Annotated in this window: 11 protein-coding genes; 7 read left to right on the top strand and 4 right to left on the bottom strand. The window is 64.6% G+C overall.

The genetic code is table 11. From position 1 onward, the window contains the following. Positions 1–11 precede the first annotated feature (11 nt). Complete coding sequence (locus tag CRO48_RS07610; protein WP_097137806.1) at positions 12–998, bottom strand: BMP family protein; 987 nt, start codon at positions 996–998, stop codon at positions 12–14. 333 nt (positions 999–1,331) lie between these two features. On the opposite strand from CRO48_RS07610, the gene CRO48_RS07605 reads away from it, so the two are divergent. The 3 genes from CRO48_RS07605 (at position 1,332) to CRO48_RS07595 (ending at position 5,085) form a co-directional block, all read left to right on the top strand. Then, on the top strand, positions 1,332–2,975 hold the full coding sequence (locus CRO48_RS07605) for a phosphoethanolamine transferase (protein WP_097137805.1): 1,644 nt from the start codon (positions 1,332–1,334) through the stop codon (positions 2,973–2,975). 104 nt (positions 2,976–3,079) lie between these two features. Continuing rightward, positions 3,080–3,742, top strand: a complete 663-nt coding sequence (locus tag CRO48_RS07600) for a response regulator transcription factor (RefSeq protein WP_097138050.1) — start codon at positions 3,080–3,082, stop codon at positions 3,740–3,742. Beyond that, positions 3,739–5,085, top strand: coding sequence for a sensor histidine kinase (locus CRO48_RS07595; protein ID WP_097137803.1), 1,347 nt, complete (start codon positions 3,739–3,741; stop codon positions 5,083–5,085). Before CRO48_RS07600 ends, CRO48_RS07595 begins: the two co-directional genes overlap by 4 nt. 24 nt (positions 5,086–5,109) lie before the next feature. Here the strand turns inward: CRO48_RS07595 and CRO48_RS07590 are convergent, their stop codons facing one another. Both CRO48_RS07590 and CRO48_RS07585 read right to left on the bottom strand, forming a co-directional pair. After that, positions 5,110–5,316, bottom strand: coding sequence for a DUF1737 domain-containing protein (locus CRO48_RS07590; protein ID WP_097137801.1), 207 nt, complete (start codon positions 5,314–5,316; stop codon positions 5,110–5,112). Next, positions 5,313–6,224, bottom strand: a complete 912-nt coding sequence (locus CRO48_RS07585) for an HpcH/HpaI aldolase/citrate lyase family protein (protein WP_097138048.1) — start codon at positions 6,222–6,224, stop codon at positions 5,313–5,315. The genes CRO48_RS07590 and CRO48_RS07585 overlap by 4 nt, the downstream gene beginning before the upstream one ends. Before the next feature lie 157 nt (positions 6,225–6,381). Between CRO48_RS07585 and CRO48_RS07580 the strand changes: the two genes are divergently transcribed. From CRO48_RS07580 to CRO48_RS07565, 4 genes are all read left to right on the top strand, one after another. Then, the gene (locus CRO48_RS07580) at positions 6,382–6,630 is read left to right on the top strand and encodes a hypothetical protein (RefSeq protein ID WP_097137799.1); all 249 of its coding nucleotides are present in this window, start codon (positions 6,382–6,384) and stop codon (positions 6,628–6,630) included. A 158-nt stretch (positions 6,631–6,788) separates the two neighbouring features. Continuing rightward, positions 6,789–7,394 (top strand): 3-isopropylmalate dehydratase small subunit, encoded by a 606-nt coding sequence (gene leuD / locus CRO48_RS07575; RefSeq protein WP_097137797.1) that lies wholly within the window; start codon positions 6,789–6,791, stop codon positions 7,392–7,394. 13 nt (positions 7,395–7,407) lie between these two features. Then, positions 7,408–7,788, top strand: a complete 381-nt coding sequence (locus tag CRO48_RS07570) for a RidA family protein (RefSeq protein ID WP_097137795.1) — start codon at positions 7,408–7,410, stop codon at positions 7,786–7,788. Between the two features lie 143 nt (positions 7,789–7,931). Next, positions 7,932–8,366 (top strand): metallopeptidase family protein, encoded by a 435-nt coding sequence (locus tag CRO48_RS07565; RefSeq protein ID WP_097137793.1) that lies wholly within the window; start codon positions 7,932–7,934, stop codon positions 8,364–8,366. 123 nt (positions 8,367–8,489) lie between these two features. Here CRO48_RS07565 and putA read toward each other — a convergent pair whose 3' ends face one another. Continuing rightward, positions 8,490–12,197 (bottom strand): trifunctional transcriptional regulator/proline dehydrogenase/L-glutamate gamma-semialdehyde dehydrogenase, encoded by a 3,708-nt coding sequence (gene putA / locus CRO48_RS07560; RefSeq protein ID WP_097138046.1) that lies wholly within the window; start codon positions 12,195–12,197, stop codon positions 8,490–8,492. Positions 12,198–12,217: the final 20 nt, after the last annotated feature.

The raw sequence follows: 12,217 nt of genomic DNA, 5'->3' as shown, positions 1-12,217 counted from the left end.
GGCTTCGCTGCTTACTTCGGCTCTTCCATCATGATCGGCACTTCGAAGGTGCCGGCCTTGATCTCGGCGCGCCGCGCTTCCATCGCCGCTTCCGCCTCGGCCGGTGCCACGCCCTTGACGAAGACGATGTCGCTGCCGCCTTCCTTCATCAGGCCGAAGGCGGTGTAGCTCTTGCCAACCGGCTTGCCGGCGTTGACGTCGGCGACGGCCGCATTGAGGATCGGGCGGAAGTACCACATGGCATTGGCAAAGACGGTATCGGGATAGCGCGGCGTATAGTCGAGCAGCGAGCCGACCGACTTGATGCCGCGTTCCTTGGCGGCATCGGCCGTGCCAATACGCTCGCCGAACAGGATGTCGGCACCGGCGTCGATCTGCGCAAGGCCCGCCTCGCGCGCCTTCGGTGGATCGAAGAACGTGCCAATGAAGGAAACGAGGTGCTTGGCGTCGGGGTTCACTTCCTTGACACCCGCTGCAAAGGCGTTGATCAGCATGTTGACTTCGGGGATCGGGATCGCGCCGACGGAGCCGACGACGCCCGACTTCGTCATCTTGCCGGCCAGCATGCCGGCCAAATACGCGCCGTCATGGTTCCAGGTGCCAAAAACGCCGAAATTGTCGCCGGCCGCATCGCCGCTGGATCCCATCAGGAAGGCCGTGTCGGGGTAGTCGGCAGCCACCTGCCGCGCCTCGCGCTCGACGGCGTAGGATTCGCCGACGATCAGCTTGTTGCCCTGTTCGGCATATTCGCGCATCGCGCGGGGATAGTCGGTGCCGGAAACCCCTTCGGAGAAGGTGTATTCGATCACGCCATCCTTGGCAGCCGCCTGAAGCGCCTCGTGCAGGCGCGAATTCCAGGCGTTCTCGACCGGGGAAGCATGGATGCCTGCGACCTTGAGCGGCGCCTGCGCCCGCGCCTGCGGCAGGAAGGCGCTGGCGCTCAGAGCGAGGCCGCCGGCGAGAACTGTGCGGCGTCTAATCAGGAGGCTGCTCGTCATGTTTCGTTCCCCTTCACTTTGACCAAATGGTTTAAAAATCCATAGGATTCGCACAAAAACGAGTCAAGCACGCACGCCGCCCACGAAATGATCAATCAAGGCATTTTTGCGCTGCAACACGACCTTGTGCAGGATCGCTCCGTTCCTGCCCTAGCAACTGCGAACGCCCCTCCGTCGCCGTTCAGGCTGCTGTCAGCTTCCCCTTACAGATTTCGCCTCCGAATGTCGGGCCCCGGCAACGGCTGTCATATCTGTCGCGGCAGGCCACGCCCCAATGCAGGCGCGGGTCGAGACCATCCGGTCCGCGATCGAAACGGATCGAGAGGAACGGGAATGGCGACTTTTGAGGGCAATCTTGCTCCCTCTGCGAGAGGATGGCGTCCGGTCATCGGCGCCGTGCCGTTCAGTTTCCTCGTCGCGGGCTTTATCCTCACAACGGCAAACCACAGCTTCTGGCAGAAGACTGCCACCTATTTCAGCGGAACCGTTCAGCCCACGGCGGTCTTCGGCATTGGCCTTGCCGCTCTGCTCGTTGCGGTCTGCATCGCCCTGTCCATGCGCTTCGTGACGAAGCCGCTGTTCATTTTCCTTGTCCTGACAAGCGCCGGTGCCTCCTGGTTCATGGACCGCTTCGGGGTCGTCATCAGCGTCGACATGATTCGCAATGCGGCAGAGACGACGCAGGCGGAGGCGGGCAACCTGATTACGCCCGCCTTTGTCTGGCACCTCTTTCTGTACGGCGTGGCGCCGTCGCTGCTGATACTCTGGGTCAAGGTGGAGCACCTTCCCTTTCGCGCCAAGGCACGGCGCAACCTGATGTTCGTTGTACCGCTGCTGCTGGTTGCGACGATTGCGGCACTGACGCAGATGAAAGTGATCATCAGCACGAGCCGCGAACATCGAGACTGGCTGACGAGCCTCAACCCCGTAGGCCCGATCGTCAGCGGCGTGCGTTATGTGTCGCGCACGAGCGGCGAGGAAAACATCGTCGTCCAGCCGTTGGGCAGGGATGCCCGCGTCGTGGCCCCGCCCGGCGGCAAGCCACGCGTCCTGGTGGTTGTCGCCGGCGAAACGGCGCGGGCACAGAACTTTTCGCTGGGCGGCTACGGGCGCCCCACCAATCCTGAGCTGGAGGCGCGCAACGTCGTCTATTTTCCCTTCGCGACCAGTTGCGGTACGGCGACAGCGGTGTCCCTGCCCTGCATGTTCTCCGTCTACACGCGCGAAACCTACACCCATCGCAAGGGGCTCGAGACGGAGAACCCCATGGATGTACTCTCTCATGCAGGCATCGACGCCGAATGGTGGGACAACAACACGGGCAGCAAGGGCATTGCCGACCGCGTGACCTATCATTTCATGCCCGACAGCGCCGACCCCCGATTCTGCGCGGACGGCGAATGCACGGACGCGATCCTGCTCGATCGCCTGGGCAGGTGGCTCGACGGCGTGAAGAGGGACAGCGTGCTCGTCATACACCAGCTCGGCAGCCACGGGCCTGCCTATTTCGAACGCTACCCCGACACCTATCGTCGCTTCACGCCCGATTGCCGCACAGCGGAGCTCGGTGACTGCACACAGGATGAAATCGTCAACGCCTACGACAACTCCATCGCCTTCACCGACCACGTGCTTGCAACGATCATCGACGAGCTGAAGCGGCGCGACGCCAGCATCGACGGCTCGATGCTCTACATGTCGGACCACGGCGAATCGCTCGGCGAAAGCGGCCTCTACCTGCACGGCGCGCCGTACGTCATCGCTCCCGATGTGCAGACACACATTCCCTTCCTTCTCTGGCTGGGAGAAGAGGACCGCGCTGCAGTCGACCTTGCATGTCTCACGGAGCGGGCGAACGAGCCCGCCTCGCACGACAATCTCTTTCACACTGTTCTTGGCATGATGTCTGTCCGGACAAGCGTCTACGCCCCCGCGCTGGACGTTACTTCGCGGTGCCGCTCCACATCCTCAACCTGATCGCGATGCCAAGCGATGGGCGGCGACTTGATTGCATCCACGAAAATCGTGACGATGACCCCGGAAGCGCCGGCAATTGGCGCGCGCTCCAGGAAGAGGGCGACGTGCGCGTACTTTTGATCGAAGATGATGCAATTCTCGGTGAAGCCGTCCGGGACCATGTCGCAGCGAATGGCCATGCGGTCGACTGGATCCGGCAACTCGAAGATGCACGCGCGGCCGCAAAGGCGGTCAACTATGGGCTGATCCTGCTGGACCTGCGCCTTCCCGACGGCAGCGGCATCGCCTTTCTGAAGGCGCTGCGCAAGGTTGGCAGCAATACACCCGTCATCATCCTGACCGCGCATGACCAGATTTCAGACCGCATCGAGGGACTGAACAGCGGTGCCGACGACTACCTCGTCAAACCCTTCAACCTCGGCGAACTTTCGGCGCGGATGCTTGCGGTGGCGCGGCGCTACGGAGGCAATCCTTCGCCCGTGATCCGGCTGGGCGCACTGGAAATCGGCCCGGCAGACCGGCGGATCGTCGCAGACGGCCGCGAGGTCGTCCTTTCGGGCCGGGAATGGGCCGTCCTCGACGTCCTGCTGGCCCGTCCGGGTGCCACCGTCTCCAAAGGGCAGATCGAGGAAGCGCTCTATGCCTTCGGCTCCGAGATCGAAAGCAACACTGTCGAGGTCTATGTCAGTCGCGTTCGCAAGAAGCTCGGGCACGACCATATTCTGACCGTCCGCGGCGTCGGCTACCGCCTCGGACTGCAGGCATGAGCGAACGCAGCATTACCCGAAGGCTGACGCTGGCATTGTCAGGGGCGCTGGCGGGCTTCTGGCTGCTCGCCGCCGCACTTGGCGCGATGGTCATGCAGGAGGAATTCGGCGAGGTTTTCGACAGCTCGCTGCAGGAAACGGCCGAGCGGCTGCTGATCCTGGTGGTCGACGACGTCGAGAGCGGCGACGAACCGGGCTCGAACCTCCGCTTCGAAGGCGTCGTGCCGGCATCGGGCGAGGAATACCTGATCTACCAACTGCGCGACGAGAAGGGGGCCGTGCTGCTGCGTTCGCACGATGCGCCGGAGGCCGGATTCGATGCTCCCCTTAGACGCGGCTTCTGGCGCGGTTCCGACTACCGCTTTTACACGGCCACGACCGAAGGCAGCGAAAAGCTCTATCTGCAGGTCGCGGATGCGCTGGCCAACCGGCGCGAAGCGCTGGTCGAAGGCTCGATGGCCCTGTTCCTGCCCGTTCTGCTGCTGGTGCCTGCCAGCGTTGCGCTCGTCTGGTACATCGTGCGGCGGACGCTGAAACCGATCGATGCCTTGAGGCAGAGCATTGCGAGCAAGGACGGCGGCAATCTGGCGGTGATTGCGCGCGAAGGCATGCCGCGTGAACTGCTGCCGATCGTGCGCTCGGTAAACCTGCTCCTCACCCGGCTGAAGGCTGCGCTGGAGGCCGAGCGGGAGTTCACCGCCAACAGCGCCCATGAGCTGCGCACGCCGATTGCCGGCGCGCTGGCGCAGACCCAGGTGCTGATCGACGAACTGCCGGGCGGCCCAAGGAAGGCGCGCGCCCGCCAGGTCGAGGCCTCACTCGTCAAGCTCAGCCATCTCGCCGAGAAGCTGTTGCAGCTAGCGCGCGCCGAGGCCGGCGTCGGCGCCGTCAGCACACCGGTCGATCTCGCCCGCGTTCTGGAACTCGTCGTCCTTGATTTCCAGCGCGACCCGGAAGGCGCCGGACGGCTGCAGTTCCATCGCGCCGAAGGCGCCGTGCTGCGCAAGCCAGCAAGCGAGGATGGCTTCGCCATCGCGCTTCGCAACCTGATCGAAAACGCCCTAGTTCACGGCGATCCCGATGTTCCGATCGACGTGCGGCTGGAACGGGACGGAACCGTCCGCATCATCAACGGCGGTCCGCTGCTGGCCGATTGGGAGCTGGAAATGATCCGCAAACGCTTCGGCCGGGGCCGGACCACAGCCGAAGGATCCGGATTGGGCATATCCATTGCCCAGCGGTTGCTTGCCCAGATGAACGCCCGCCTGGAGCTGGTCTCGCCGCCGGAGGGACATGCCGGCGGGATGGAAGCGCGGATCAAATTCGATCAGCAGACCGGTTGAAGCGCGCCCCGTCACTGCCGGCCGTCACTGCTCCGAAAGCTTGATGTCCGGATGGTACTCCTTGCCTTCCACTTCCTTCACCACGGCCTGGCCACACTGCATCAGCTTCGTTTCGGCGTTGAACGCATAGGTCGGCGAGCCGTGGAGCGACCAGCCCTTGTTCAAGGCCAGCGTCACCTTGTGGCAGAAGGAGGCGTCGTCGGGGCCAGTCAGGAAGCGATAGACTTTCATGTGCGGTTCTCTTTTCTTGCAATGAGTTCGACCTTGGCAAGCAGGCGCTCGGCCTGGTCGAGATGAAGGCGTTCCACCATGCGGCCGTCGAGATTGACCGCACCCTTGCCGGTATTTTCGGGCCGCGCGAAGGCTGAGACAATGGCGCGGGCCTCGTCTGCCGCCGCATCCTGAACGCCGTAGGCGCGGTTTGCCGGTTCGATCTGCGCGGGATGAATGAGCATCTTGCCGTCGAACCCCATCTGCCGGCCCTGTTCGCACTCCGCGCTGAACGCTCCAAGGTCGGTAAAGCCGTTGTGGACGCTGTCGATCACGTCAAGCCCCGAAGCGCGCGCAGCAACCACAACCTGCATCAGAAATGGCACGAGGAAGGGCCTGCCAGGCACGTCGGCAATTCCGGTCGCAAGCCTGAGATCGTTAAGGCCGACGACGAGGCAGTCGAGCCGGCCACCGCTGGTGCGCCCCGCCTCCGCGATCGCCGCCAGATTGAGCGCGGCCGACGGAGTCTCGATCATGGCCCACAGCCGGGGGCTGTCGTCGGCCCCCTGCTCTGCGAACCAGTCGGCAACGGCAAGCACGTCCTGCGGCTCGCACACTTTCGGCAGAAGCACGGCGTCCGGCCCGCAGGCAAGCACCGCTTCGAGATCGGCAGGGCCGTCGCTGCCGGACAGCGAATTGATGCGGATGATGCGTTCGACGGGCGAAGCCCGGTCGATGTCGGCGAAATGCCGCGTCAGCGCCCCGCGCGCCGCCGCCTTGCTTTCGGGCGCAACGGAATCCTCCAGATCGAAGATGATTCCGTCGCATGCGAGCGTGGACGATTTTTCCAACGCCCGGGCATTGCTCGCCGGGACGGACAGGAGCGATCGACGCGGGCGCAGCGGATGATTGCGAAACGGCGTGTTCATGTCGCCTTTCTGCCCCGGTTCGGCCGGATGGGCAAGCACATTGGCCCGCCGGCAAGGACAGATTGGCGGCAGCGCGAGGTGCGACACACTGGCCACTGCAAAAGCCTTGTAATGAACACATTCACTGCCCACATTCACGACAGAGAAAGGGCCAATCATGCACAGCATTCGCTCCATTTTCGTCGCCACCCTAGCCGTCGTTATCGCCGGCGTGACGCTGGTATTCGCAGCCTCCCTCGGGCTTGCGCTTGCCGGCATCGCGTCCGTGATCATGTTGGGCAGCTGGATCGCAGCCAAGATGCAGCCGGCGCCGGTTCGAGCAAGGTGCTATGCCCGCACCGGCAAGCCCGGCCAGCGCGAACCCCGCATCTGGAACGATGGTCGCGGTACGATCATCGACCTCTAAGGAACGGGCGCTCGAACGTTGAGCGGAACCTGTGGCCGCGCCACGGGCAAGATTCGGTCGTCTTCGGCTTCCGTCGCGCAAGATTCTCCTTCATTTCCCGGCGAAACTGATCTAAACGCAGGCCCGGAACGATACGTATCGCAATCGAGGTTCACGTCATGGACAAGTTCGTCAAGCTGACCGGCGTCGCCGCGCCGCTGCCCGTGGTCAATATCGACACGGACATGATCATCCCGAAGGACTACCTGAAGACCATCAAGCGCACCGGTCTCGGAACGGGTCTTTTCGCCGAAGCGCGCTACAACGAGGACGGCTCGCCCAACCAGGACTTCGTTCTGAACAAGCCCGCCTACCAGAACGCCAGCATTCTCGTCGCCGGGGACAACTTCGGCTGCGGCTCCTCGCGCGAGCATGCGCCCTGGGCGCTGCTCGACTTCGGTATCCGCTGCGTGATCTCGACCTCGTTTGCCGACATCTTCTACAACAACTGTTTCAAGAACGGCATCCTGCCGATCGTCGTCAGCCCGGAAAACCTGGAAAAGCTGATGGACGACGCCAGCCGCGGCTCCAACGCCGTTCTGACGGTCGACCTCGAGGCACAGGAGATCTCCGGCCCCGATGGCGGCAAGATTTCGTTTGAGATCGACGCGTTCCGCCGCCACTGCCTGCTGAACGGCCTCGACGACATCGGGCTGACGCTTGAGAAGGCGGCGTCCATCGACGCCTACGAGAACGCGACGGCAGCCGCTCGCCCCTGGGCCTGACGAGGTTGCGAGCATGCGACGCCTGATCTCTTCCGGTTCGCCCTTCGAACGCACCGCCGGCTATTCGCGGGCGGTGGTGCAGGGCGACTGGTGCTTCGTTTCCGGCACGACCGGTTACGACTATGCCACGATGAAGATGCCGGATAGTGTCGAGGAGCAGACCCGCAACTGTCTGTCGACCATCCGCAAGGCGCTCGAAGAGGCGGGCTTTTCGCTCGCAGACGCCGTGCGCTGCCACTACTACGTCACCGACGCATCCTTCGCCGACACCGTCTTCCCGGTCCTCGGCGAAGCCTTTGGCGAGATCCGGCCCGCAGCAACCATGATCGTCTGCGACCTGATCAGGCCGGAAATGCTGATTGAGATCGAGGTCACGGCGCTGCGTCAGCGCTGAGCGCTGGTCGACGTTTTCGCGCCGTCGCCTCATCTCCGAGAGAGCAGCGGGCATTCCCCTACACGAAGCCTTGAGCGGCAGCGCCGGAATTCATCACTCGAAATGCGTTCGCGAAGTGCTATATGACGCATAAAGGAGTGCTCATGGCCCGCATCGACCAGACAGAAGATTGGCAGAATCGCCACGCCCCGACGATCAGCACGTTCGAGTCGCTGGCTGTCGAGGCCTATGGCAATCTGCCGGACGAGTTTCGCGCACTCACCGGCAACCTGATCATCGAGATTTCCGATTTTCCCAGCGACGACGTTTTCGAGGACATGGCGCTGGAAACGCCTTTCGACCTGCTCGGCCTGTTCGAGGGACGCGGAATCTCGGAGCGCTTCACCGTCGAGACCGGCGAGATGCCAAACCGTATCACGCTCTACCGCCGCCCGATCCTCGACTACTGGGCCGAGAACGAGGAAACGCTGGGCGATATCATCACCCATGTCCTCATCCACGAGATCGGCCATCATTTCGGCCTGTCCGACGACGACATGGAGCGCATCGAGGCCAGCGCCGACGCGACCGCCGGGTAGGGACGATCTTCCGCCGTTGGCGGAATTCGGCACTTCCGGCTGCGACCGAAAAAAATCCCCGTTACCGGATAACTGCGGGCGCCGACACGCTGGTCCGGCACCCGCTGGATTCCTCAGCCGATATCAGCCGATCGCCATCAGGCTGGCATTGCCACCGGCAGCCGTGGTGTTGATCGAGGTGGAGACCTCTTCCAGAAGCCAGTTGAGGCAGTAGGCTTCCGCATTTTCGGCCACGATCGCGTCCGTGGACGCGGCCTGTACCAGCACCAGCGGGCCGGGGAGGGCGGCGATCTTCTCGTTCGCCGCGCGGATCCGTTCCGCATCCCCCTCGACGAGCGCGCCAGCAAACGGACCGCTCTTCGCCCAGTCATTCGACCATGCGACCCGGGCGGCAACGCTTGCGGGCAGGTCCTTCAGCGACGCCTGCAAGCCCGAAGCGGCATCGATGACGGCACGGTTGCCGGTAGCGAGCGCTGCGACGATCTGGCTGTAGAGGCCCATCTCGGTCTGCGGCACGAGCAGCACCTGGCCGCGCGGATGCAGCGCATAGAGGTTGCGCTCACCGACCGGGCCGGGCAGCTCGATGTCGAGGCCGAGCGCAGACGCGCTGCCCGTATCGCGTGCGGCCTGCGCCTGGGCATTCATGCCGCGCATGCCGAGCCATTTGGCAAAGTCCGTCAGTGCCGGATCGGTATGCACCGAGCTGTGCTGCGGCGGGATCGGCGCAGTCTTGACGAGGCGTCCGAGATAAAGCGGGCCGCCCGCCTTCGGGCCGGTGCCGGACAGGCCGCGTCCGCCGAATGGCTGCACGCCGACGACTGCCCCGATGACGTTGCGGTTGACGTAGACGTTGCCGACCTTGATCCGGCTGGTGACATGGGCGATCGTCTCGTCGAGGCGCGTGTGCAGGCCGAAGGTGAGGCCATAGCCGGTGGCGTTGATCTCGTCGATCAGCCGGTCGAGGTCCTCGCGCTTGAAGCGGATGACGTGCAGGACCGGACCGAACACCTCGCGCTTGAGCTCGGAGATGCCGCCAAGCTCGATGATCGTCGGCGGCACGAACGTCCCCTTGGCCGTTTCGGCTGTGAGTTCGATTTGCTCGACCTTGCGGCCCTTGCCGCGCATGCCTTCGATATGGCCTTCGATGATGCCCTTGGCCTCGCCGGTGATAACCGGGCCGATATCGACGGAGAGCTTGTCCGTCCGGCCGATGGTGAGCTCGTGCAGCGCTCCCTTCAGCATGCCGAGCGTGCGGTCGGCCACGTCTTCCTGCAGGCAGAGGACGCGCAGCGCCGAGCAGCGCTGTCCGGCACTGTCGAAAGCCGATGCGATGACGTCGAAGACCACCTGTTCAGCCAGTGCCGAAGAATCGACGATCATGGCGTTCTGGCCGCCGGTCTCGGCGATCAGCGGGATGGGCTTGCCATCGGCCGACAGGCGGCCGGCGAGTTGCGCCTGGATCAGACGTGCCACCTCGGTCGAGCCGGTGAACATCACGCCGGCGGTTTCGGGCGCCGCGACGAGTGCGGCGCCAACACGGCCGTCGCCCGGAAGCAGCTGCAGCGCTTCGGCCGGAATGCCGGCCTCGTGCAGCAGGCGTACGCCTTCGGCGGCAATCAGCGGCGTTTCCTCGGCGGGCTTTGCCAGCACCGGATTGCCGGTGACGAGCGCAGCTGCGATCTGTCCGGTGAAAATCGCCAGCGGGAAGTTCCACGGGCTGATGCAGACGACCGCGCCGAGCGGCGCGTGCGCCGGGCCGAGCGTACGGCGTGCCTGTTCGGCGTAGTAGCGCAGGAAGTCGATCGCCTCTCGCACCTCGGCGATCGCGTTCGGCAGCGACTTGCCCGCCTCGCGAACGATCAGCCCGAGCAGCGTCGGCATGCGCGCCTGCATGGCGTCGGCTGCCCGCTCCAGACAGGCAGCCCGCTCCGCGGGGGAAACGGCCGCCCAGCGGAGAGCGGCCGCGGCAGCCAGCTGTGCGGCCTTGCGCGCCGTTTCGTCCGAGGCTTCGGTGACATGGCCGACGATATCGCCGTTGTCGCCGGGGTTGGCGACCGGGCGGGTCTCGCCGCCGGCTATACCGTCCGCCAGTTGCGGCTCGGCCTTCCAGGACACCGCAGCACTTGCTTCCAGCGCATCGCAGAGCGCCGACAGCGTCGTCTCGTTCGAAAGGTCGAGACCGTCGGAATTGCGGCGCGCGCCGTAGAGGTTTGCCGGCAACGCGATCTGGTCGTGGCGGGCGCCGACGACCGCCATAGAGCGGACGACTTCGGCCGGGTCGGCAATCAGTTCGTCGATCGATATGGCGGGATCGGCGATGCGGTTGACGAACGAGGAGTTGGCGCCATTCTCCAGCAGGCGCCGGACCAGATAGGCCAGCAGCGTCTCGTGCGTGCCGACAGGCGCATAGATGCGGCAGGGACGGTCGAGATTGCCGCGACCGACGACCTCGTCATAGAGCGGCTCGCCCATGCCGTGCAGGCACTGGAACTCGTATTTGCCGACGGAAAAGTCGGGACCGGCAAGGTGATAGATCGTTGCCAGTGTCTGGGCGTTGTGGGTGGCGAACTGCGGAAAGATCACGTCGGTCGCGGCCAACAGCTTGCGCGCGCAGGCGATGTAGGAGACGTCGGTGTGGATCTTGCGGGTGTAGACAGGGAAGTCGGGGAGGCCGTCCACCTGGGCGCGCTTGATCTCGGCATCCCAGTAGGCGCCCTTGACGAGGCGCACCATGATGCGCCGGCCCGAGCGGCGGGCAAGGTCGATGATGAAATCGAGCACGAACGGGCAGCGCTTGCCATAGGCCTGGACGACGAAGCCCATGCCGTTCCAGCCGGAAAGATCGGGATCGGTGCACAGGCTTTCGAGCAGGTCGAGCGAAAGCTCCAGCCGATCCGCCTCTTCCGCATCGATGTTGAGGCCGATGTCATAGGTCTTCGACAGCAGCGCGAGCGCCTTCACCTTGGGCAGCAGTTCGGCCATGACGCGATCGGCCTGCGCGCGCACGTAGCGGGGATGCAGCGCCGAAAGCTTGATCGAGATGCCGGGCCCCTCGTAGATGCCGCGGCCGGCCGACGCCTTGCCGATCGCGTGGATGGCGTTCTCGTAGTCGCGATAGTAGCGCTCGGCGTCCGCGGCAGTCGTGGCGGCTTCGCCAAGCATGTCGTAGGAATAGCGAAAGCCCTTCTGCTCAAGCGCACGCGAGCGGTTCAGCGCCTCGTCGATCGTCTCTCCGGTGACGAACTGCTCGCCCATCATCCGCATCGCCATGTCGACACCCCGACGGATCACCGGTTCGCCGCAGCGGGCGATTAGGCGGGTCAGTGCCGCCGAGAGGCTGCGGTCGTTGACCGTTCCCGCCAGCTTGCCGGTCACGACAAGCCCCCAGGTTGCGGCATTGACGAACAGCGAACGGCCGCCACCGATATGCGATTTCCAGTCGCCGTCAGCGATCTTGTCGCGAATCAGCGCGTCGCGGGTCGCCGTATCGGGAATGCGCAACAGCGCTTCGGCCAGGCACATCAGCGCCACGCCTTCCTGGCTCGACAACGAATATTCGTGCACCAGCCCCTCGACGCCCGTGCCCTTGTGCTTGGCGCGCAACGCCGAGATCAGCTTGCGTGCCGTGGCTGCCACCGCATTGTGCTGCTCCGGCGCAAGCGTGGCGCTTTCAAGCAGGGCGGCGACCGCTTCGGCCTCGGGAAGGCGGTAGGCCGCCGTGATCGCCTGGCGCAGCACGCCCTGCGGGCGGATCGGCGGGGCGAAATCGGCAAAGGGGCGACGGTCGCCGGCCACGCCGGCATTCTTCGGGGAGGGGGAGGTCTTGGTCATGGTGACGCGCTCGTGAATGA

This window comes from Rhizobium subbaraonis, from assembly GCF_900220975.1.
GTDB classification, from domain to species: Bacteria; Pseudomonadota; Alphaproteobacteria; order Rhizobiales; family Rhizobiaceae; genus Mycoplana; species Mycoplana subbaraonis.
Note: the sequence above shows the minus strand (reverse complement) of the source record. Positions and strands in the feature narration are given on the sequence as shown.

What these genes read in the sequence shown, in the direction of transcription:
- CRO48_RS07580 (WP_097137799.1), top strand. Translation starts at nt 6,382, where the DNA reads ATGCACAGCATTCGCTCCATTTTCGTCGCCACCCTAGCCGTCGTTATC.
- CRO48_RS07605 (WP_097137805.1), top strand. Translation starts at nt 1,332, where the DNA reads ATGGCGACTTTTGAGGGCAATCTTGCTCCCTCTGCGAGAGGATGGCGT.
- CRO48_RS07570 (WP_097137795.1), top strand. Translation starts at nt 7,408, where the DNA reads ATGCGACGCCTGATCTCTTCCGGTTCGCCCTTCGAACGCACCGCCGGC.
- putA (WP_097138046.1), bottom strand. Translation starts at nt 12,197, where the DNA reads ATGACCAAGACCTCCCCCTCCCCGAAGAATGCCGGCGTGGCCGGCGAC.
- leuD (WP_097137797.1), top strand. Translation starts at nt 6,789, where the DNA reads ATGGACAAGTTCGTCAAGCTGACCGGCGTCGCCGCGCCGCTGCCCGTG.
- CRO48_RS07565 (WP_097137793.1), top strand. Translation starts at nt 7,932, where the DNA reads ATGGCCCGCATCGACCAGACAGAAGATTGGCAGAATCGCCACGCCCCG.
- CRO48_RS07610 (WP_097137806.1), bottom strand. Translation starts at nt 998, where the DNA reads ATGACGAGCAGCCTCCTGATTAGACGCCGCACAGTTCTCGCCGGCGGC.
- CRO48_RS07595 (WP_097137803.1), top strand. Translation starts at nt 3,739, where the DNA reads ATGAGCGAACGCAGCATTACCCGAAGGCTGACGCTGGCATTGTCAGGG.
- CRO48_RS07590 (WP_097137801.1), bottom strand. Translation starts at nt 5,316, where the DNA reads ATGAAAGTCTATCGCTTCCTGACTGGCCCCGACGACGCCTCCTTCTGC.
- CRO48_RS07585 (WP_097138048.1), bottom strand. Translation starts at nt 6,224, where the DNA reads ATGAACACGCCGTTTCGCAATCATCCGCTGCGCCCGCGTCGATCGCTC.